General features: G+C 66.7%; 22 protein-coding genes and 1 pseudogene. 8 read left to right on the top strand and 15 right to left on the bottom strand.

Going from position 1 to position 20708, the window contains the following annotated elements:
• Positions 1–27: 27 nt before the first annotated feature.
• Entirely contained in the window at positions 28–804 is a 777-nt protein-coding gene (locus tag AC3G88_RS15640) for an exodeoxyribonuclease III (protein WP_488893482.1), read from the top strand.
• 46 nt (positions 805–850) lie between these two features.
• Here AC3G88_RS15640 and AC3G88_RS15645 read toward each other — a convergent pair.
• Positions 851–1015 (bottom strand): annotated as a pseudogene (locus tag AC3G88_RS15645) (type II TA system antitoxin MqsA family protein); the annotation flags it as partial.
• A gap of 152 nt (positions 1016–1167) precedes the next feature.
• Here AC3G88_RS15645 and argC point away from each other — a divergent pair.
• On the top strand, positions 1168–2115 hold the full coding sequence (argC, locus tag AC3G88_RS15650) for an N-acetyl-gamma-glutamyl-phosphate reductase (protein ID WP_488771494.1): 948 nt from the start codon (positions 1168–1170) through the stop codon (positions 2113–2115).
• A gap of 104 nt (positions 2116–2219) precedes the next feature.
• Here argC and AC3G88_RS15655 read toward each other — a convergent pair whose 3' ends face one another.
• Together AC3G88_RS15655 and AC3G88_RS15660 are read right to left on the bottom strand one after the other, a co-directional pair.
• Positions 2220–2684 (bottom strand): excinuclease ATPase, encoded by a 465-nt coding sequence (locus AC3G88_RS15655; protein WP_487523334.1) that lies wholly within the window; start codon positions 2682–2684, stop codon positions 2220–2222.
• Between the two features lie 110 nt (positions 2685–2794).
• On the bottom strand, positions 2795–3730 hold the full coding sequence (locus AC3G88_RS15660; protein WP_488893676.1) for a M48 family metallopeptidase: 936 nt from the start codon (positions 3728–3730) through the stop codon (positions 2795–2797).
• A gap of 117 nt (positions 3731–3847) precedes the next feature.
• Between AC3G88_RS15660 and AC3G88_RS15665 the strand changes: the two genes are divergently transcribed.
• Positions 3848–5128, top strand: a complete 1281-nt coding sequence (locus AC3G88_RS15665) for a muropeptide transporter (RefSeq protein ID WP_153949905.1) — start codon at positions 3848–3850, stop codon at positions 5126–5128.
• A gap of 51 nt (positions 5129–5179) precedes the next feature.
• Here the strand turns inward: AC3G88_RS15665 and AC3G88_RS15670 are convergent, their stop codons facing one another.
• The 6 genes from AC3G88_RS15670 to argB all read right to left on the bottom strand — a co-directional run bounded on the left by AC3G88_RS15670 (position 5180) and on the right by argB (position 10871).
• Positions 5180–5998 (bottom strand): acyl-CoA thioesterase, encoded by an 819-nt coding sequence (locus AC3G88_RS15670; RefSeq protein WP_488893483.1) that lies wholly within the window; start codon positions 5996–5998, stop codon positions 5180–5182.
• Between the two features lie 132 nt (positions 5999–6130).
• Positions 6131–6739, bottom strand: coding sequence for a methionine biosynthesis protein MetW (gene metW / locus AC3G88_RS15675; RefSeq protein ID WP_488893484.1), 609 nt, complete (start codon positions 6737–6739; stop codon positions 6131–6133).
• Positions 6736–7908, bottom strand: coding sequence for a homoserine O-succinyltransferase MetX (gene metX / locus AC3G88_RS15680; RefSeq protein ID WP_400392877.1), 1173 nt, complete (start codon positions 7906–7908; stop codon positions 6736–6738). Before metX ends, metW begins: the two co-directional genes overlap by 4 nt.
• A 286-nt stretch (positions 7909–8194) precedes the next feature.
• Positions 8195–8851, bottom strand: coding sequence for a nucleoid occlusion factor SlmA (gene slmA, locus AC3G88_RS15685; protein ID WP_153949909.1), 657 nt, complete (start codon positions 8849–8851; stop codon positions 8195–8197).
• Positions 8848–9882 (bottom strand): pyrimidine 5'-nucleotidase, encoded by a 1035-nt coding sequence (locus AC3G88_RS15690; protein WP_488771501.1) that lies wholly within the window; start codon positions 9880–9882, stop codon positions 8848–8850. The genes slmA and AC3G88_RS15690 overlap by 4 nt, the downstream gene beginning before the upstream one ends.
• A 71-nt stretch (positions 9883–9953) precedes the next feature.
• The gene (argB, locus tag AC3G88_RS15695) at positions 9954–10871 is read right to left on the bottom strand and encodes an acetylglutamate kinase (RefSeq protein WP_066735077.1); all 918 of its coding nucleotides are present in this window, start codon (positions 10869–10871) and stop codon (positions 9954–9956) included.
• Positions 10872–11028: 157 nt separating this feature from the next.
• Between argB and AC3G88_RS15700 the strand changes: the two genes are divergently transcribed.
• Both AC3G88_RS15700 and AC3G88_RS15705 read left to right on the top strand, forming a co-directional pair.
• A complete protein-coding gene (locus AC3G88_RS15700; RefSeq protein ID WP_400392873.1) occupies positions 11029–11250 on the top strand; it encodes a cysteine-rich CWC family protein in 222 nt (73 codons plus the stop codon).
• Between the two features lie 63 nt (positions 11251–11313).
• Complete coding sequence (locus tag AC3G88_RS15705; RefSeq protein ID WP_153949911.1) at positions 11314–12255, top strand: LysR family transcriptional regulator; 942 nt, start codon at positions 11314–11316, stop codon at positions 12253–12255.
• Positions 12256–12312: 57 nt separating this feature from the next.
• Here AC3G88_RS15705 and AC3G88_RS15710 read toward each other — a convergent pair whose 3' ends face one another.
• Complete coding sequence (locus AC3G88_RS15710; protein ID WP_400392871.1) at positions 12313–12810, bottom strand: copper chaperone PCu(A)C; 498 nt, start codon at positions 12808–12810, stop codon at positions 12313–12315.
• A gap of 192 nt (positions 12811–13002) precedes the next feature.
• On the opposite strand from AC3G88_RS15710, the gene AC3G88_RS15715 reads away from it, so the two are divergent.
• Both AC3G88_RS15715 and AC3G88_RS15720 read left to right on the top strand, forming a co-directional pair.
• Positions 13003–14376, top strand: coding sequence for an ATP-binding protein (locus AC3G88_RS15715; RefSeq protein ID WP_488893485.1), 1374 nt, complete (start codon positions 13003–13005; stop codon positions 14374–14376).
• On the top strand, positions 14376–14990 hold the full coding sequence (locus AC3G88_RS15720) for a response regulator transcription factor (RefSeq protein WP_092602904.1): 615 nt from the start codon (positions 14376–14378) through the stop codon (positions 14988–14990). The genes AC3G88_RS15715 and AC3G88_RS15720 overlap by 1 nt, the downstream gene beginning before the upstream one ends.
• A 37-nt stretch (positions 14991–15027) precedes the next feature.
• Here the strand turns inward: AC3G88_RS15720 and AC3G88_RS15725 are convergent, their stop codons facing one another.
• Positions 15028–15354, bottom strand: a complete 327-nt coding sequence (locus AC3G88_RS15725) for a hypothetical protein (protein ID WP_488771508.1) — start codon at positions 15352–15354, stop codon at positions 15028–15030.
• Between the two features lie 303 nt (positions 15355–15657).
• Between AC3G88_RS15725 and AC3G88_RS15730 the strand changes: the two genes are divergently transcribed.
• Positions 15658–16215: a YcnI family copper-binding membrane protein gene (locus AC3G88_RS15730; RefSeq protein ID WP_488893486.1), complete on the top strand. Its 558-nt coding sequence runs from the start codon at positions 15658–15660 to the stop codon at positions 16213–16215.
• A gap of 88 nt (positions 16216–16303) precedes the next feature.
• Here AC3G88_RS15730 and hslU read toward each other — a convergent pair whose 3' ends face one another.
• The 4 genes from hslU to AC3G88_RS15750 form a co-directional block, all read right to left on the bottom strand.
• Positions 16304–17635 carry an ATP-dependent protease ATPase subunit HslU gene (gene hslU / locus AC3G88_RS15735; RefSeq protein WP_153949916.1) on the bottom strand — a complete coding sequence of 444 codons (1332 nt, stop codon included), beginning with the start codon at positions 17633–17635 and terminating at the stop codon, positions 16304–16306.
• Positions 17636–17654: 19 nt separating this feature from the next.
• Positions 17655–18191: an ATP-dependent protease subunit HslV gene (gene hslV / locus AC3G88_RS15740; RefSeq protein ID WP_092602898.1), complete on the bottom strand. Its 537-nt coding sequence runs from the start codon at positions 18189–18191 to the stop codon at positions 17655–17657.
• 250 nt (positions 18192–18441) lie between these two features.
• Positions 18442–19428, bottom strand: coding sequence for a tripartite tricarboxylate transporter substrate-binding protein (locus AC3G88_RS15745; protein WP_488771513.1), 987 nt, complete (start codon positions 19426–19428; stop codon positions 18442–18444).
• A 240-nt stretch (positions 19429–19668) separates the two neighbouring features.
• Positions 19669–20580, bottom strand: coding sequence for an alpha/beta fold hydrolase (locus tag AC3G88_RS15750; RefSeq protein ID WP_488893487.1), 912 nt, complete (start codon positions 20578–20580; stop codon positions 19669–19671).
• Positions 20581–20708 lie beyond the last annotated feature (128 nt).

Genomic DNA, 20708 nt, shown 5'->3' on the forward strand with positions numbered 1-20708 from the left:
TTCTCTCTGAATTCAAAATTTCCCGAGATGTTACGGATTATCAGCGCCAACCTCAACGGCATCCGTTCGGCCCACAAGAAGGGCTTCTTCGAGTGGATGGGCAAGCAGAACGCCGACATGGTCTGCGTCCAGGAACTCAAGGCGCAGCAAGCCGACATGACCGAGGCGTTTCTGGCGCCACACGGCTATCACGGTTTTTTCCACTACGCCGAAAAGAAGGGCTATAGCGGCGTGGGCCTGTACACACGCCACCAGCCCGAACGCGTGGTCACGGGGTTCGGCTGTGCCGAATTCGACGCCGAGGGGCGTTACGTGGAAGTGCAGTATCCGCACCTTGCTGTCATTTCGGTCTATGTGCCGTCCGGATCGAGCGGCGAAGAGCGCCAGGCGGCCAAGTTCCGCTTCATGGAAGCGTTCCTGCCCCACCTGCTGCAACTGAAGGCCACCGGCCGCGAAATCGTCCTGTGCGGTGACGTGAACATCGCCCACAAGGAAATCGACATCAAGAACTGGAAGGGCAACCTCAAGAACTCCGGTTTCCTGCCCGAGGAACGCGCGTGGATCGGCGCCCTGTTCGACACCCACGGCTACGTCGACGTGTTCCGCCAGCTCGACCGGCGCCCCGAGCAGTACACCTGGTGGAGCAACCGCGGCCAGGCCTACGCCAAGAACGTCGGGTGGCGCATCGATTACCACCTGACCACCGCCAGGATTGCCGCCACGGCCAAAGCCTGCGCCATCTACAAGGACGAGAAGTTCAGCGACCACGCGCCGCTGTCGATCGACTACGACTTTCCGTTGTGATGGGGCGCCCTGGCGCCAAGGCTGGGGCGGCTGACAGTTTCCGATCTCAGATGGATCGGATTTCGTCGAGCAGGTTCGGGTGGCGGTCGAGCAGTTTCAGAAGCTTGACCAGGGCCAGCGGCGGCTTGGTGCGGCCGGTCTCGTAACGCGAAAACGCGTTCACACCGCCGCCGAAGATTTCGCCGGCCTCCTTCTGGTCCAGATGCAGCTTCTAGTTGGTTATTTTTCACCAGCCCGGAACGCTGCCCCGCCAACACGCCTCTTTTGGCGTAAACCCTGCGTCCGGCAGTCAATCTCGCTACAATGCAGGTTCTCCGCCCCCAAGGACAGGAGACTCTTCGCATTTTTCATAGTGAGTCCGCCATGGTTTTCAAAGTGTTCGTCGATGGTCAGGAAGGCACCACCGGTCTCCGGTTGCTTGACTATCTCTCGGGTCGCTCCGATGTGGAGCTGTTGCGCATTGCCGATGACAAGCGCAAGGACCCGCAGGAGCGAGCACGCTTCCTGAATGCCTCGGACGTCTCTTTCCTGTGCCTGCCCGATGTGGCTTCGCGCGAAGCCGTGTCGCTGGTCACCAATCCGAACACGTGCGTGATCGACGCCAGCACGGCGTTCCGCACCACCGACAGCTGGGCCTATGGCCTGCCCGAACTGACCCGGGGCCAGCGCGAGAAGATTCGCGCCAGCAACCGCATCGCCGTGCCGGGCTGCCACGCCAGCGCCTTCGTGCTGGCCGTGCGTCCGCTGGTGGAAGCGGGGCTGATGCCGGCCGATTACCCGATCTCGGCGTTCTCGCTGACCGGCTACAGCGGCGGTGGCAAGTCGATGATTGCCGAGTTCGAAGCCGGCGGTAACCCGAAGCTGAACAGCCCGCGTCCGTACGCGCTGGGACTGGCGCACAAGCACCTGCCGGAAATGCGCGTGCAGGCCGGCCTGGCCCAGGCGCCGATTTTCAACCCGATCGTCGGCAACTTCCTGAAGGGCCTGTCGGTGACGGTGCCGGTGTATCCGTCGCTGCTGCGCACGCAGGCCAATGCCGAAGCCATCCTCGACATCTACCGCAAGCACTACGAGGGCGAGCAGTTTGTCCGCGTGCATCCGTACAACAGCGACGACAACCTGGACCACGGTTTCTTCGACGTCCAGGCCAGCAACGACACCAACCGGGTGGACCTGTTCGTGTTCGGTAACGAAGAGCGCCTGAACCTGGTGGCCCGTCTGGACAACCTGGGCAAGGGTGCGGCGGGCGCGGCGGTACAGTGCATGAACGTGCGAATCGGCGCGGACGAAGCCAGCGGCCTGAAGGCCTGAAGGCTTGAAGGCTTGAAGGCCGCACGCGAGCGCGTGAGGCACAAAAAAACCGGCTCCGTGGAGCCGGTTTTTTCATGGGGCGCCTGGCTGGCGGCAGGCTTGGATCAGCCCCCCACCTTGACCAGCGTGGCCTTGAGCGCGACGCCGATATAGGCCGCGCCCTTGGCGCACACATAAGTTTTGTCGCTCGACGTCTCGTCGTCCTTCCAGTTGCTGCGGATCTCCATCAAGGCGTTGTTGCCCGTGCTGCTGGCCCGTTGCTGCAATTCCTGCAGCGCCTCGACGAACACGGTCTGGCACAGTTCGGCATCGGTCGGCACAGGCGTGTCCTGCACCCGGCTCACAGGCCGGCGCACGCGCTTCACCGTCTTGAACAACACCGGATTCTGTGCGCCGTCGAGCCTGTTGAAGCCCCACGACATCTGGATGCCCGGGTCGATCCGGGTCGCCGCCGTGGGCGACTTCAAGGCGGCATCGATTGGCATGTTCATGAGTTGGTCGGCCGCGCTGGCGGCGCCCGATGCCAGTAAGGCGGTTGCGACGAGGGCACTGCGCAATGTCTTGTTCATGGGGCCTCTCCCTGGTTGAGTCGATCCTCGGCATCGGCGGCGCCACGCGCCTCGAACGCCACCCGGATGATGCTACCCGATCCGCCGCTGCACGAATCAGATTGAAGTGTTTACTTTTTTAGTGGCCGCCGCTGGTCTTCGTCGCCAGCGTCCACCGGCGCGCCGGCCAGGCCAGCCATGTTGGCCTGATGCGGCGCCAGCTTGTCCATCGGCATGTTCATGGTCTTCGCGTAGATCGGCAGCACCTCTTGCATGTGCGCCTCCAGCACCGCGATGCGGCTGCGGCCCGACGGATGGGTCGACGAGAATTCGTCGCCCGCCTGCAGGAACTTGCCCATCTTCTGCCACAGCGTGATGGCCGCGCGCGGGTCGTAGCCGGCGCGGGCGGCGATGTCCATGCCGATCAGGTCGGCCTCGGTCTCTTCCAGCCGCGAGAACCGCAGCGACAACATCTTGGCGTTGGACCCGATGTCCATGTTGCCCAGGTTGCCGAAGCCGGTCAGCTGCGACACCACGTTGGCCCCCAGATTCGAGATTTCAGCCTGCGCCGCGCGCTGGCGCGCGTGCTCTTCCAGCGCATGGGCAATCTCGTGGCCCATCACCACGGCCACTTCGTCGTCGGTCAGCTTCAGTTCGTCGAGCAGCCCCGTATAGACGGCCATCTTGCCGCCGGGCATGCAGAAGGCATTGATCTGCCTGGCGCGGATGACGTTGATTTCCCACGGCCAGCGGCCTGCGCGCGGGTTCCAGAGCACGGTCTGCGGCAGCAGCCGGATGCCGATCTCGCGCAGGCGCTGCACCTCCGGATCGGCGTCGTCCAGCAGCGTATGTTTGGCGATGGCTTCCTGCTTGACCTGTTCATACTCGCGGGCGGCCTGCTGGTCGATGACTTCCATCGGCACGATCTCGCGCACCTTCGAATAGCGCCGCTCCACGCGCACGCCATCGTCGGGGGCTGCCACCAGCGCCACCTCCTGGGCCACCACGGGCAGCGCCGGTGCCAGCGCCACGGCGGCCAGGATGACGCGCAGGCAGGACTGACGCATGGTCTCGGGCATGATGGGATTCACGGCGGGGCTCGATGCGAAATAAGTCGTGACGGGTTCGGGGGCAGCGCGAACGGGTGATGCAATAATACACGCCAGCCTTGGCGCCACCCCATCATGAATTTCCAGACCTATCTCGACATCTTCCGCAACCGCCGCATCGGCGCCATGCTGACGCTCGGCTTTGCCTCCGGCCTGCCGCTGGCACTGACTTCGGGCACGCTGCAGGCCTGGATGACCGTGGAAGGGCTCGACATCAAGACGATCGGCTTCTTCTCGCTGGTGGGCCAGGCCTATATCTTCAAGTTCCTGTGGGCCCCGCTGATGGACCGCTACACGCCGCCGATGCTGGGACGGCGGCGCGGCTGGCTGCTGGTGACCCAGCTGGCGCTGGTGGGCAGCATCGCGGCGATGGCCTTCTGCCCGCCGCACCAGGCGCTGTGGGCGCTGGCGGCACTGGCCACGCTGGTGGCCTTCCTGTCCGCGTCCCAGGACATCGTGTTCGATGCCTACAGTACCGACGTGCTGCGGCCCGCCGAACGCGGGGCGGGCGCGGCAGTCAAGGTGCTGGGCTATCGGCTGGCCATGCTGGTGTCGGGCGGCCTGGCGCTCTACCTGGCCGACCGCGTGCTGGGCTGGTCGAACATGTACCTGCTGATGGCCGCGCTGATGAGCGTGGGCCTGCTTACGCTGATGTGGGCGCCCGAACCGGACACCCCGGCGCGCGCGCCCAGATCGCTGGAAGAGGCGGTACTCGGCCCGCTGCGCGACTTCTTCGGCCGCCAGGGCGCCTGGTGGCTGCTGCTGCTGATCGTGCTGTACAAGCTCGGCGATGCTTTCGCGGGCAGCCTGTCGACCACCTTCCTGATCCGGGGGCTGGGCTTCGACCCCGGCGAGGTCGGCATCGTCAACAAGACGCTGGGCCTGGCGGCCACGATCATCGGCGCGCTGTTCGGCGGATCGCTGATGGTGCGGCTGGGGCTGTATCGGTCGCTGATGCTGTTCGGCGTGCTGCAGGGGGTGTCGAACCTGGGCTACTGGGTCCTGGCGGTGACGCCGCCGCACCTGTGGACCATGGCCGCGACCATCGCGGTGGAGAACATCTGCGGCGGCATGGGCACCGCGGCCTTCGTGGCGCTGCTGATGACGCTGTGCAACCGCTCGTTCTCGGCCACGCAGTACGCGCTGCTGTCGGCGCTGGCGTCGATCGGCCGCGTCTACGTGGGCCCGACCTCGGGCTACATGGTCGAGGCGTGGGGCTGGGCGCCGTTCTACCTCGGTACCGTCATCGCGGCCGTGCCCGGCGTGGCGCTGCTCTGGGGCATGCGCAACACCGTCCACCGCTACGAAGCCCAGGCGCGCGAGCCGGCAGAGGCGGCGGCGGCCCGGCCCGCATAGTTCAAGGCGCCGGGCCCGTCCGGCCATGGCGCACAGGGGCAGGCCCCGGACTTACTCCTTGTAGTAGACGATCTGGTGCGAGGTGGCGAGCAACGCGCCATCGGGGCTCCAGATCTCGGCGGTCTGGTCGAAGAAGCCCTGCCGGAACACGCGCGCCTGGGCGCTGCCCAGCACGTGGCGGTCGCCCAGCGCGGCCAGCGTGGCCGCATCGGCGTGGAAATACGTGGTCAGCGATACCGTGCCGGCCGGTACAAAGCCCGCGCGCTTGAGGAAGATGCGCGGATAGAACGCGTCGCACCAGGCCGCCACGGAAGCATAGTCGGGCGTGCGCGCCGGTTCGTCGCGGATCCAGAATTGCGTCAGGCTGTCGGGATTCTCCGTGCCCGGCGCGGCCGCGGGCTTGGCGCCCCGCACCGCGCGCATGTCATAGCTGTTAATCCATTTCACGGGTGCGAAGCCACCCATTTTCGGCAATGTCTGGGCGGCGGGCACGTCCGGCATCGCCGCTTCGCCACAATTCCATGTTTCGCGGCGCACCGCGAACACGGCGCTGCCGGTGGTGGTGACTTCGCCGTTCTGCAGCACTTCCAGATGCCAGTGCTGGGTCGACCGGTTGGTCCGCGCCGGGCGGGCGACGATCTCGAACGCCCCTTCCGCGATCGGGCCGGCAAAATTGACGGTCAGCGCGCTGGGGTCGCCCAGCCGCTCGGGATGGATCAGCGCCGCCTGCAGCATCGCTGCCGCCGTGGCGCCGCCGAACGGCCCGATCATGTTCCAGTAGGCCTGGCTGGTATGTCCCCGGAAGCGGTGTTCGCCGGCCGGTTCCAGTTGCAGGGCGTGATCGAGCGGATGCAGGGGCGATTGCGTCATGGCGGTGGATGCAGAAAAAAAGTACGGTCGTTCGGTAACGACGTACGGTATGCCCGCCGGAAGCTTGCGTCAAGCTAGGGACGCTTCAATTCCGCCCTGCAGCGCGCTGGGCGGAATCGGGGAAGGCCCATGTCAGGTGGCCGCCACCCGGTACACCGCCAGGCTGCCGCGCCAGTTGACGCCCCAGTTCACGGTCACGCCTTCGTGCATCACCACGCGGTCCAGCACGCGCAGGCCCACCTTGGGCGCCAGTTCCTCGAAATCGCGGATCGTCAGCACGCGCACGTTCGGCGTGTTGTACCACTGGTACGGCAGGGCCTCCGACACCGGCATGCGGCCCTGGAACACCGACAGCCGGTGCGGCCAGTAGCCGAAGTTCGGGAACGACACGATGCACTCGCGGCCCACGCGCAGCGTGTCGCGCAGCACCTGCGCCGTGTTGTGGATGGTCTGCAGCGTCTGCGACAGGATCACCGTGTCGAAGCTCTTGTCCTCGAACAGCGCCAGGCCGCCCTCCAGGTTCTGCTGGATCACGTTGACACCCTTCTGGGCGCAGGCCAGCACCTCTTCGTCACGGATCTCGATGCCGTAGGCCTTCACGTCCAGCTCGTCCTGCAGCACGCGCAGCAGGCTGCCATCGCCGCAGCCGGCGTCGAGCACGGTGGAGTTCGGCTCCACCCAGCGGGCAATCGCGCGAAAGTCGGGGCGCAGCGCGAGGATATTGGGATTGGCGGCGTTCATGCACCGATCTCCTCGGCAATGCGTTCGTAGTAGGCGCGCATCAGGTTGTGATAGCGCGGATCTTCCAGCAGGAAGGCGTCGTGGCCATGCGGCGCGTCGATCTCGGCGTACGACACCTGCCGCTTGTTGTCGAGCAGCGCCTTGACGATCTCGCGGCTGCGGTTCGGCGCGAAACGCCAGTCCGTGCTGAAGCTGACCACCAGGAACTTGGAGTGCGTCTGGGCCATGGTCTTGGTCAGGTCGCCCTGGAAGGCCAGCGCCGGGTCGAAATAGTCCAGCGCGCGCGTGATCAGCAGGTAGGTATTCGCGTCGAAGTACTCGGCGAACTTGTCGCCCTGGTAGCGCAGGTAGCTTTCCACCTGGAATTCGACGTCGAACGAGAACTGGATGTCCTCGGCCTTCAGCGTCCGGCCGAATTTCTCGGCCATGTCCTCGTCGGACAGGTACGTGATATGGCCGATCATGCGCGCCACGCGCAGCCCGCGCTTGGGCTTCACGTTGTGCGCGTAGTAGTTGCCGCCGTGGAAATCGGGGTCGGACAGGATGGCGCTGCGCGCCACCTCGTTGAACGCGATGTTCTGCGCCGACAGCTTCGGCGTGGAGGCCACCACGATGCAGTGGCGCAGGCGGTCCGGGTACATCAGGCTCCAGGCCAGCGCCTGCATGCCCCCCAGGCTGCCGCCCATCACCGCCGCGAACTGATCGATGCCGAAGTGGTCGGCCACGCGCGCCTGCGCGTTGACCCAGTCCTCGACCGTCACCACCGGGAACAGCGCGCCGTAGGGGGCGCCGGTGGCCGGGTTGGCGCTCATCGGCCCCGTCGAGCCGAAGCACGACCCGAGGTTGTTCACGCCGATGACGAAGAAGCGGTTGGTATCGAGCGGCTTGCCGGGGCCCACCATGTTGTCCCACCAGCCGATATCGCGCGGGTTGTCGGCGGCGATGCCGGCCACGTGGTGCGAGGCGTTCAGGGCGTGGCACACCAGCACGGCATTGCTGCGCGAGGCGTTGAGCGTGCCGTAGGTCTCGACCATCAGGTCATAGCCGGCGATCTGGCTGCCGTTGCGCAGCTTCAGCGGTTCGGCGAAATGCAGGCGCTGGGGCGTGACGACGCCGACGGAATCGGTCGGCACATCGAGCACACCAGCGGGAGGAGCGACATCGGTCATGGAGCAGGCCCGCGTCAAGTCAGCAGGCGAAAAAAAACCCGACCGGCCAATGCGTAGGGTTCGCAGCCAAGTCGGGCTTTTCGCGGGATTCCGCGTGTCGGTGCTGGAGCGTGGATGATCCATCCGCGAGGCACCGACCCAACCTCTTTAGCCGCATTTATATTGGCAACCGGAGCATTTTCCCCGGGTGCCGCGCGCCCGCAAGCCAGTCATCAAATCGGCGCGACCCGCACATTATAGTGCAAAGCGCCGGCCGCACGCATGACCGCTTGCCGGCGCGCGGCATTTACCCCAGCAGCACGCGCAGCTGCGCGTCGATGTTGTCGCTCGGCAGCTTGCGGAACCCGCTGCGGGCGTAGCGGTGCCAGTGGCCCTGCACCGTGGCGGTAATCAGCGCCACGCGCCCCGGAATATCGGCGTCGGCCGGAAACGCGGCCTGCGTGACTGCCACCTTCAGGCACTGGCGCAGCGATGCCTCGATGCGGTCCACCATCTGGTTGATGCGTTCCTGCAGGCGCTCGTGCTCGCCCACCAGAGCCTCGCCGGTCAGCACGCGCGTCATGCCCGGGTTCTTTTCGGCAAACGTCAGCAGCATGCGCACGATGGCCTGCACTTGGCGCAGGCCGTGTTCTTCCTGCGTGGTGATCTGGTTGATCAGGCCGAACACCGTCTGCTCGATAAAGCCGATCAGGCCTTCGAACATCTGCGCCTTGCTGGCGAAGTGGCGATACAGGGCCGCCTCGGACACCGACAGCCTGGCGGCCAGCGCGGCCGTCGTGATCTTTTCCCCGCGCGGGTGCTCGAGCATGCCGGCCAGCGTCTGCAGGATCTGGATGCGGCGTTCGCCCGGGCGTGGTCGCTTGCGCGCCGGGGTCTCCGGCTCGATAGCCGATGGGGCGACTGGCATGAGAGCCTCTGCCTCGCGAGCGATGGTTTGCGTCATGACCCGATTCTCCGCTTTTGTCGTAGGAGTTGATGCATCAATTGTACTTTTATGTCCACATATCCCGGGCGATTCACCACGCGGGCACGCATTCTGGGGGCGTGATCGGCCTGCATCTGTGGCGCCGTTGCCGCAGTCCGGGCACTTGACTCGCCGTCCAGGCCGGCCGACGGGTCCTGGCTCTCGGCCGCGACCAGCGTCACCGAACGCTCCTGGGCCGTGTGGCCCACATGCTGGCGATCCTCGGCCGACAGCATCGAGCGCGTGGCGGCATCGCGCGCGGCGCCAGCCTGGGCCGGCACCCCATGGGGCCGCGACGGCGCCAGCGTGCGCAGGAAGCCGGTGACCCACGCCGTGCGGATGCCCATGGCCGCATAGTGCTTCAGGTGCGACACGGTGTCCTCCACCAGCACCACGCGGCGCGGCGCCACGCCAATCTGCGTCAGCAGCCGGCGCAGCATGCGCCGGTCGGGCTTGGGCCGCAGATGGCCATGCACCCACATGTCCTCGATCGCCACCACGCGCTCGAAGCAGCGGTCGATCCCGGCCACCGCCATCACCGCCATCGCGTAGTCGCGCGGCGCGTTGGTCACCAGGATCTTGCGGCCCGGCAACCGGCGCAGCGCGGCCACCAGCCCGCGGCGCACGCGCACCATGTCCGCCAGTTCGGGGAAGTCATGCGCGGCACGCAGGAAATCCGCCGGGTCCACCTGGTGATGGCGGATCATGCCGAGCAGGGTGGCGCCGTAACGCTGCCAGTAGTCCACGCGCACGCGGCTGGCCGTGGCCTCGTCGCTGCCCAGTACCCGTGCCACGTAGGCGGTCATCAACCGGTTGATGGCCGGAAAGATCGCATGCGAGGCATCGTGCAGCGTGTTGTCGAGGTCGAACAGCCACACCGTATCGCCGGAGGCATTTCCTGCCGGGTCGCGCAGCAGATGCCGGCGCGGACGGTGGACGGAAGCCTGTCCGGACGTAAGACGGCGTGCGCGATCCCTGCCGCGACGCTGGGTGGGCTGACGGATAAACACGCCTGGATTGTGAACCTGAATGGAGAGGAAGACCGGGAACCCGCACCGGGCGGGCTCCCTGACGGACGCGCTCAGTGCGAGCGGATCATCGTGCCGAAGGCCTGTTCGGTCAGGATTTCCAGCAGCAGCGAATGTTCGATGCGGCCGTCGATGATGTGGACCGAATGCACGCCGCTCTTGGCGGCATCCAGCGCCGACGAGATCTTCGGCAGCATGCCGCCCGAAATCGTGCCGTCGGCGAACAGTTCCTCGATCTCGCGCGCCGACAGGTCGGTCAGCAGGTTGCCCTTCTTGTCCATCACGCCCGGGATGTTCGTCATCATGACGAGCTTCTCGGCCTTCAGGATCTCGGCCATCTTGCCAGCCACCACGTCGGCGTTGATGTTGTACGCCTGGCCATCGTCGGAAAAGCCGATCGGCGAGATCACCGGGATGAACGCGTCGTCCTGCAGCGCCTTGACCACGGCCGGGTTGATCGCCTCGATATCGCCAACGTAGCCGATATCGATGAAGGTGCCCGGGTTCTCGCGGTCGGGCATCTGCAGGCGCTTGGCGCGGATCAGGCCGCCGTCCTTGCCGGTCAGGCCCACGGCCTGGCCACCGTACTGGTTGATCAGCATGACGATGTCCTGCTGCACTTCGCCGCCGAGCACCCATTCCACCACTTCCATGGTTTCCTCGTCGGTGACGCGCATGCCCTGGATGAATGTGCCGACCTTGCCGACCTTCTTCAGCGCCTCGTCGATCTGCGGACCGCCGCCGTGCACCACCACCGGGTTCATGCCCACGAGCTTCAGCAGGATCACGTCGCGCGCAAAGCCGTGCTTGAGCTTTTCCTCGGTCATCGCATTGCCGCCGTACTTGACCACAATGGTCTTGCCGTGGAACTTGCGGATGTAGGGGAGCGCCTCGGCAAGGATTTCGGCCTTGAGAGAGGGGGCGATGGCCGCTACCGACGTGGTGGCAGGCCCAGGATTGTCAGCGTTCATGGCTTCGGACATTCCGTGTGATCTGGAGCAGGTATCATGACGAACCGTCCGCCTGACAAGGCGGTACGGGGCGGGCCGGCATTGCGGGCAGGCGCCGATTCTACAAGAAACCGGCGGCGGCATTGCAATCGCGGCAATGCAACAAGGATACAACGCCATGACCGACCCCTCGACGATACAGACCGGCCGGCTGCGCCCCGTGGAACATTGCAGCGCCTGCGGGGCGGCCTTCGTCTGCGGGTATGCCGCGGGGCTGCCGGAATGCTGGTGCGCCAGCCTGCCGCTGCTGCCGGCGCGCCAGATCGTGCCGGGCCGGCATTGCCTGTGTCCCGACTGCCTGAAACGTCGTCAGGCCGAGACACCGCCCGCTTCATCATGAAAATTTTCGCTCCTGCGTTCGGCGAATGACAAAACGGACGCGGTCCGGTTTAACATTCGCGACATGAATAGCCTACGCGGAATCGATCTCAACCTGCTGGTGGTGCTGGAAGCACTGCTGGCCGAACGCCATATCTCGCGCGCCGCGCTGCGGCTGCAGCTGAGCCAGCCGGCCGTGAGCCATTCGCTGGCGCGGCTGCGGCAGTTGCTGGACGACCCGCTGCTGGTGCGAGGCCAGGGCGGACTGGTGTTGACGCCGCGCGCCCACGAGCTGACCGGCCCGCTGGCCGAGGCGCTGGCGCAGGTGCGCATCCTGCTGGGGCCGGGCGGCTTCCAGCCGGCCACGGCCCGGCGCACGTTCCGCCTGGCGATGTCCGACTATGGCGCCCTGGTGGTGTTGCCCCGCCTGCTGCGCGCCCTGCGCCGGGCGGCGCCCAATATCGACCTGGTGGTGACGCAGTCCAGCCGCGAGACCATGACCGCGCAGATCGCCGACGGCGAGCTGGACGTGGCGCTGGCCGCGTTCTCGTTCGAGCCCGAGGGCGTGCGTACGGCGGTGCTGTTCGATGACGATTTCGCCTGCGCGGTGGATGCAGCCACGGTGCGCGACACCGGCCGGCTCGACCACGTGGCCTACCTGGCGCGCTCGCATGTGCTGGTGACGGCCGCCACCGAGCGCGGCGAGGCCATCGACGCCGCCGTGACGCGGCTGGGCGGCCGGCGCAAGATTGCCTGCGCGGTGCCGCACTGGAGCGTGGCGCCGGGGCTGATCGTCGGCACCAACATGGTCCTGACCACGGCCCGGCGCAGCCTGGAAGCCCTGGCCGACCCGCGCCTGGCCATCTTCGAGGCGCCGTTTACGATCCCGGGCTTCAGCTACAGCATGATCTGGCCCGAAAAGGCCGAGGCCGATCCCGGCCATACCTGGCTGCGCGAACGCGTGCGCGAGGCCGCCACGTCAGCCGACGCGGACGCCGAAGCCGCCGCCATCAGCCTGCGCGGCTGACCCGGCGGGCCAGACCCGGCGCCGCCGGCCCGGGCCGGTCAGTGCTCGGGGTCCCGGTCAGTGCTTGTGGTCCATGTGGCCGGCGTGGCCACCCGACTGGGCCGACGCGGTCACGTCGCGCACCTCGGCCTTGACGGTCTGTTCCGTCACCTTGCCGTTCTGCTCGATCTTCAGCGTGATGGGCACCGTATCGCCGGCCTTGAGCTGCTGCTTCAGGCCCATCAGCATCACGTGGTAGCCACCCGGCTTGAGCTGCACGTCCTGCATCTTCGGCAGGTCCAGCGCCTGGATCTGGCGCATCCGCATCACGTTGTTGTCCATCTTCATTTCGTGCAGCTCGGCCGTGGCCACCGGCGACGACACGCCCACCAGCTTTGCCGCGTCGTGCGCGTGCAGCGTCATGAACGCGCCGGAAGCGGTCTGGGCTGGCACCGTGCCGCGCACCCAGGCGTCGCTGACGTCGACCTGCGCCATGGCGTGGGCGCTGGCCAGCAGGCCGGCCAGGCCAAGGGTGACGATGGAAGCGGCACGCGCCGCACGGATTTTGGCTTGCATGGGAAACATCTCCACGATTCGGATCGAAGACGACGATATTGGGGGCGACCATTAGACCATGGCTGGGCGGACCCTGCCGTCGCCCGGTCCGCCGCCCGGTAACCCGACAGTCTGGCAGCCCCGCCCACGGCCCAGAATGCGGCACGGTGTCGCATGACGGGCAACCCGCCGCAGCATTGCTACACTCGCGCCATGCACGCCTCGATCGACCTGTCCCCCACGCCGCTGCCGGCCATCTTCGGCATGCCGGCGCAACGCCATAGCCTGGTCAGCCTGCGCCGCCTGTGCTGGCTGCGCTGGGCCCTGCTGGCCGGCCAGGCCATGCTGCTGGTGTCGTGCGAATCGGTGGCCGGCATCATGCTGCCGTACAAGCCGCTGCTGTTCCTGTTCACGGTCCAGGCCGCGTTCAACCTGTATTCGGTGGCGCGGCTGCGCTGGCACGCCACACGCGGCTCCATGCCCGGCGACGGCGAGCTGATGGTGCAGATGATGGTGGACCTGACCGCGCTGTCGGCCATCCTGTTCTATACGGGGGGCGCCACCAACCCATTCGTGTCGTTCTACCTGCCCGGGCTGGCCATTGCGGCGGCCATCCTGCCGTGGCGGCTGGTGGTGGTGCTGGCGGTCTACGCGCTGTCCTGCTATTCGCTGCTGCTGCTCGAATACCTGCCGCTGCACCTGCACAACCCCGACAACGCGGTGAACTATCACCTGGCCGGGATGTGGCTGAACTTCGTGGCCAGTGCCGTGATGATCGCGTTCTTCGTGGCGCGGCTGTCGAACGTGCTGCGCCAGCGCGACGCCCAGCTCAACCATGCGCGCGAACTGCTGCTGCGCGAGGCGCGCGTCGAGGCGCTCAACGACCAGGCCGCCGCCGTGGCGCATGAAATCGGCACGCCGCTGGCCACGCTGGCCGTGATCGCCGGCGAATTGCGCGCCGATGCCGAGGATGCCCGGCGCGGCGCTACCGCCGTGGCCGGCTACCTGCCCGATTTGCGCACGATGGAGCAGCAGCTCGAACTGTGCCGATCGATCCTGGCGCGGCTGCGCGAGGACCACGAGACGCTGGCCCCGCAGCGCATCGACGCCTGGATCGCTTCGTTTGTGGAACGCTGGCAGTTGCGCCATCCGCAGGCCAGCCTGCAGGCCGACGTGCTGCCCGATGCCGCGGCGCAGGCCGTGGATACGGCGCGCGTGAGCCAGATCCTGACCATCGTGCTGGACAACGCCGCGCGCAGCCAGTACGGCGAGGGCGGCGGCACCCGTCAGGCCCCGCCGCTGGCGCTGACCGTATCGGTGGACGACGACGCGCTGGTCTGGCGCGTGACCGACCACGGCAGCGGCATTGCGCCCGCGCTGCGCGCGCAGCTGGGCGAAGCGCCGGTGGCCAGCAGTCACGGCGGCCAGGGCATCGGCCTGTATCTGGCGCAAAGCGCCGCCCGCCAGCTTGGGGGCGGGCTGGCATGGCTCGACAACCCCGCGGGCGGCACGGTGACAGAGCTGCGCCTGCCGCTGGCCGGCGCGGCCGCAAACCCGCTCTCCCTGCAATCCGATTTCCAACCGTAATGACCGACGCACCTGCCGACGCACTGGCCGCCGTACCTGCACCCGACGCCACGCCCTTCCTCGTGATCGATGACGACGAGGTGTTTTCCGGCACGCTGGCCCGTGCGCTGACGCGCCGCGGCTATGCCGTGCAGGTGGCGCACAACGGCGGCAGCGCGCTGGCCCTGGCCGCGAAAACGCCGTTCGCCTATGTCACGCTGGATCTGCATCTGGGTCCGCCGCCGGAGGCCAGCGGCACCGCGCCGGCCGAATCGGGGCTGCATCTGGTGGCGCCGCTGCGCCAGGCGCTGCCCGACGCGCGCATCCTGGTGCTGACGGGCTACGCGAGCATTGCCACGGCCGTGGCAGCGGTCAAACAGGGGGCCGACGAATACCTGGCCAAGCCGGCCAACGTCGATTCGATCCTGACCGCGCTGATGGCGGGCGTGTCGGAAGAGGCGGCCGAGGCCGCGCTGGAAGAACCGGTGCCGCTGTCGGTGGCCCGGCTCGAATGGGAGCACATCCAGCGGGTGCTGACCGAGCATGGCGGCAATATCTCCGCCACGGCGCGGGCGCTGAACATGCATCGACGCACGCTGCAGCGCAAGCTGGGCAAGCGGCCGGTGTCGCGCTGATTCCGGCTGAACTGACTTCCCGGCCTGGCGCGCGGTGTTACAGGCGCAGTTGCACGTAGTCCCAGCCCAGGTCGTCGTCCGACGCATCGGCCATGCGCACGGCATCGCTGGCGTGGCGGTCGGCCAGCGTCACCAGCGCGCCCGAGGCCATGGCCGTGGCGGCCACGACCGCACTGCGCTCGGTCTGGTCCGCGGCCCTGGCCACGTTGGCGGCAGGCACCGCCGCCGCATGGGCGTTGGTCATCACGCCGGGGCGGATGCAGAGGAATACGGTGGCGGCGGTAATGGCAGCCACGACGCCCGTGGCGGCCATGGCCACCCGGCGCTTGCGCACGCGGTTGCGCTTGAAGAAGGTGGTACGCATGGCTGACTCCCTTTTAGGTGTTTGCGCAGGATGCGGTGGCTCCCGCATCGGTCCCATCGACCAGGACGGTGACAGACAAGGTGCGCAAGGGTCGCATTTTCTTCAGGATCGGCGCCAGTGTGCTTACCAATGCTTACGCGGGTTACGGGTGCGACAACGGGCGGGCCGCCGTTGAAACACCGCTGACTTGAAACGGGCCACGCGCGACCGCCTGCCGCGCTGCGGCACCACGTCGCACGCCGGCGCCCGGTGCGCAAAGTTAGACTGATGCACTTTGTCACATTCTCGGACGACTCCCGCTCCATGACCCCGCGCCTCCTCGCTGCCGCCCTGCCCTCCGCCCTGTCCCTGGCCCTGCTTGTCGCCGCGCCGCTGGCCTCTGCCCATATCGTCTTCGAACAGAAGCAGGCGCCCGCCGGCAGCTACTTCAAGGGCGTGCTGATGGTGGGCCATGGCTGCAATGGCAGCGCCACGAAGTCGGTCACGGTGACCATCCCCGAAGGCGTGCAGGGTGCGCATCCGCAGCCGAAGCCGGGCTGGCAACTCGACGTCCAGCGCGCGAAGCTGACCAGGCCCTATGCCTCGCATGGCAAGACGGTCGAGGACGATGTGCGCACCATCCGCTGGTATGGCAACACGCTGGCCGACCAGCATTTCGACGAGTTCCGCCTGCTGATGAAGCTGCCCGAGCAAGGCGGCAAGCTGTACTTCCCGGTGGTGCAGGAGTGCGAGAACGGCAAGTCGGAATGGACCCAGGTTCCGGCCGAAGGCCAGAACCCGCGCGAGCTGAAGTCGCCCGCGCCGGCGCTTGAGGTGATCCCGGTCGATGCCCATGCCGGGCACGCCGGCCACGCGCACTGAGCGGGGCGGCTCGGCCTTGCGCAGGCAAAAAAAGAGCCGGACGGTGCAGACTGTCCGGCTCTTCTGTTTTGCGGCGAAGCGCCGCGCGTTACAGCACGTAGCGCGACAGGTCCTCGTTGCCCGCCAGGTCGCCCAGGCGTTCATCCACATACGCGGCGTCGATCGTCACGGTGTTGCCCGACGACTTCGTGGCGTGGAACGACAGGTCTTCGAGCAGACGCTCCATCACCGTGTAGAGGCGGCGCGCGCCAATATTCTCGACCTTCTCGTTGACCGAGAACGCGATCTCGGCCAGGCGGCGGATGCCGTCCGGCGCGAACTGCAGGTCGACCTCCTCGGTCTTCAGCAGCGCCTGGTACTGCTTGGTCAGGCTGGCGTCGGTCTGCGTCAGGATGGCCTCGAAGTCCTGCACCGACAGTGATTCCAGTTCCACGCGGATCGGGAAGCGGCCCTGCAGTTCGGGGATCAGGTCGCTCGGCTTGGACAGATGGAACGCGCCCGACGCGATGAACAGGATGTGGTCGGTCTTGATCATCCCGTACTTCGTGTTGACGGTGGTGCCTTCCACCAGCGGCAGCAGGTCGCGCTGCACGCCCTGGCGCGACACCTCGCCGCCGCCCACGTCGCTGCGGCTGGCGATCTTGTCGATCTCGTCCAGGAACACGATGCCGTTCTGCTCGACGTTGGCGATGGCCTTGTGCTTGAGCTCTTCCTCGTTCAGCAGCTTGGCGGCCTCTTCGTCGATCAGCAGCCTGAATGCTTCCCTGACCTTCATCTTGCGGCGCGCCTTCTTGCCCTGGCCCAGCCCGGCAAACATCGTGCGGATCTGCTCGGTCATGTCTTCCATGCCCGGCGGCCCCATGATGTCCATGTTCGGCATGCCGGCGGCCACTTCCAGCTCGATGTCCTTGTCGTCGAGTTCGCCCTGGCGCAGCTTCTTGCGGAATACCTGGCGCGTGTTGGAGTCCTTGTCCTCCTGCTGCTGGAAGCCGATGTCGCGCGGCGGCGGCAGCAGCACGTCCAGCAGGCGGTCCTCGGCGGCGTCCTCGGCCTTGGTGCGCACCTTCTTCATTTCCGATTCGCGCGTCTGCTTGACGGCCATTTCGGCCAGGTCGCGCACGATCGTATCGACGTCGCGGCCCACATAGCCCACCTCGGTGAACTTGGTGGCCTCGATCTTGATGAATGGCGCGTCGGCCAGCTTGGCCAGGCGGCGCGCGATCTCGGTCTTGCCCACGCCCGTGGGTCCGATCATCAGGATGTTCTTGGGCGTGATTTCCTGGCGCAGCGGCTCTTCCACCTGCTGGCGGCGCCAGCGGTTGCGCAGCGCCACGGCCACGGCCTTCTTGGCCTTGTTCTGGCCGATGATGTGCTTGTCGAGTTCGGAAACGATTTCCGACGGGGTCATGGTTTGCGACATGGGAATCCGTTGGGGCGCGTCAGTCGATGGTCTCGATGACGAAGTTGGTGTTCGTATAGATGCAGAGTTCGCCGGCGATGGTCAGGGCCTTTTCGACCACGTCCTTCGGCGACAGCTCGGTGTTCTCGACCAGCGCCTTGGCGGCCGATTGCGCATACGCGCCGCCCGAACCGATGGCCGCGATGCCGCCTTCGGGGTCGAGCACGTCGCCGTTGCCGGTGATGACCAGCGTGGTGTCGCGGTCCGCCGTGATCAGCATGGCCTCCAGGCGGCGCAGCGCGCGGTCCGAACGCCAGTCCTTGGCCAGGTCCACTGCCGCGCGGGTCAGGTTGCCCTGGTATTTCTCCAGCTTCGCCTCGAAGCGGTCGAGCAGCGAGAAGGCATCGGCCGTGCTGCCGGCAAACCCGACCAGCACCTTGCCGTTATAAATGCGCCGGACCTTGCGGGCCGTTCCCTTCATCACGATATTGCCGAGCGTGACCTGGCCGTCACCGCCCAGTGCGACCTGATTGCCGCGGCGGACGCTGACGATGGTGGTGCCGTGATACTGTTCCATGGTGCCTTTGCGTGAGAGGTGTTCTGCGGCTAGGTGGCGCCACATGACCGTCTTTCAAGAGGCGGCTATGCCGGCAACGATCTTCCAATATAGGAAATCGCCGATCCGGACGTCGGATCGGACCCGACCGGCGCCGGCAGCACATCGCGCCGCGGCAGGTACCCGCAAATGGAAAAAAGGCCACGCATGGCGTGGCCTTTTCGGCACCGGGAGGAATTCCCCGGGGGCAATCGGCTGATCGGTCAGCAGATCAGTCAGCGTACACGCCGGCCTTCTTGATCACCGGCGTCCACTTGTTGATTTCCGACGTCAGGAACGTGCGCAGCGAATCCGGCGTGGCGCGCTGGGCCGGTACGGCCTCGGCACCCAGTTCCGCCATCTTGGCGCGGAAGGTCGGGTCTTGCACCGACTTCTGCAGCGCGGCGGACAGCTTGTCGATGATCGGCTTCGGCGTGCCCTTCGGCGCGTACATGGCGTGCCAGATCTTCACTTCCACGCCCGGCATGCCCTGTTCGGCGGCGGTCGGGATGTCCTTGAACGCTTCCACGCGGCGCGACTGCATCGCGGCGTACGGCTTCAGCGCGCCCGCCTTCAGCTGGCCGGCGATGTTGGTGGTCTGGTCGCACATCAGGTTGACCTGGCCGCCGAGGATATCGGTCAGCGCCGGGGCGGTACCCTTGTACGGCACGGTGGTCAGTTCTGTCTGGAGCGCGCTCTGGAACAGCAGGCCGCACAGGTGCGAGGCCGAGCCGATGCCGGCGTTGGCCAGCGACAGCTTGCTGGCATTGGCCTTGATGTACGGCACCAGGTCCTTGAATGTGGCAGGCGGCAGTTGCTTGTTGCCCACCATCACCATCGGCACGTCGGCCACTTCACCGACCATCTCGAAATCCTTCAGCGGATCGAAGCCCAGGTTGCGGTACAGCGCCGGCGCCGTGGACATGCCGATATGGTGGATCAGGATCGTGTAGCCATCGCCCTTGGCCTGCGCCACCTTCTTGGCGCCGATGGTGCCGCCGGCACCGCCCAGGTTTTCGATCACGATGGTCGTGCCCAGATGCTTGGACATGATCATCGTCAGTTCGCGCGCCACCTTGTCGGTCGGGCCGCCCGCGGCAAACGGCACCACCGCCTGCACCGGCTTGCCGCCCGGGTATTCCTGCGCCTGCGCTCCCGTGAAGGCACCCACGCCGGCAACGGCCAGCGCGGCTGCAATATTCAATGCAACTCGTTTCATTACGTCTCTCCTGTTCCCTCTTGGATTCCCCGTTCCAACGCTGTGGGTGCCGCCGGGCTTCGTCGTGGTTCGCGACCCCCGCACGCGTCGATCCATATCGGAAAAACGCGCTGACCATCGGCACGATGTATGGATTCCATGCAGCGTCCAGCCCCGCCGACAGGCGGAGCCGGAGGTGGATGTTAGCAATCGCGAACAAGCACCAGATATAGGGGCTAACCCGCGAGAAAGTGGCGTTTCTTACGAGAATGTAATGAAACTGAGGATGTCTTCGCGCAGCGGCTCGGGCGCTTCTTCGGGCAGGTAGTGACCGCACGGCAGCGTGCCGCCCGTGACGTTTGTGCCCACTTCCTGCCAGAGTTGCAACGGCTCGAAGCAGCGGGCCACCACACCGTGCTCGCCCCACAGCACGCGCACCGGCATCTGCAGCTTGCGGCCGGCGTCGCGGTCCGCGCGATCGTGATCGAGGTCGATGGTGGCGGCGGCGCGATAGTCCTCGCACATGGCATGCACGCGCGCCGGTTCGCGCATCGCGGCAACGTAGGCGGCCATGGCATCGGGCACGAACGGGCTCGGCCCCGCGCCCGGATGCCGCAGCCCCAGCAGCCGTTCGATCAGGAACGCGGGCTCGGCATTGATCAGCGTTTCGGGAAACGGCGCCGGCTGGATCAGGAAGAACCAGTGCCAGTAGGCGACGGCGAATGCCATGTCGGTGGCCTCGTACATGGCCAGCGTCGGCGCGATGTCCAGCAGCATCAACTGGCTGACCGCGTCGGGATGATCCATGCAGAGCCGATGCGCCACGCGGGCACCGCGATCATGGGCGCACAGCGCAAAGCGCCGGTAGCCAAGCTGGCGCATCACCTCGACCTGGTCCTGCGCCATCGCGCGCTTGCTGTAGACATCGTGGGTGGCGCTGCCCGGCGGCGCGCTGCTGCTGCCGTAGCCGCGCAGGTCGGTGGCGATGACGGTGAAGCGGTCGGCCAGCGCCGGCGCCACCTTGTGCCAGATCAGATGGCTCTGCGGGAATCCGTGCAACAGCAGCAGTGGCGGCCCCGACCCGCCCCGGACGCCCCCTATCTCGACGTCGCCCACCTTCAGGCGAAACCACTCGAAATTGGGAAACAGCAACGCGCTGGCGTCGTTCTGCATGACAAGGTCTCCGGGTTGTGGTCTGGCCTGCCTGCCGATCATAGGCTTTTTTCCGCGGACCAGAGGTTGCCCGGACACCGCCCAAAGACTTCCGATGCGCCCCCCGGACGCCGCCCGGCTGCCTCCCG

Source organism: Cupriavidus sp. 86D6 (assembly GCF_057815095.1).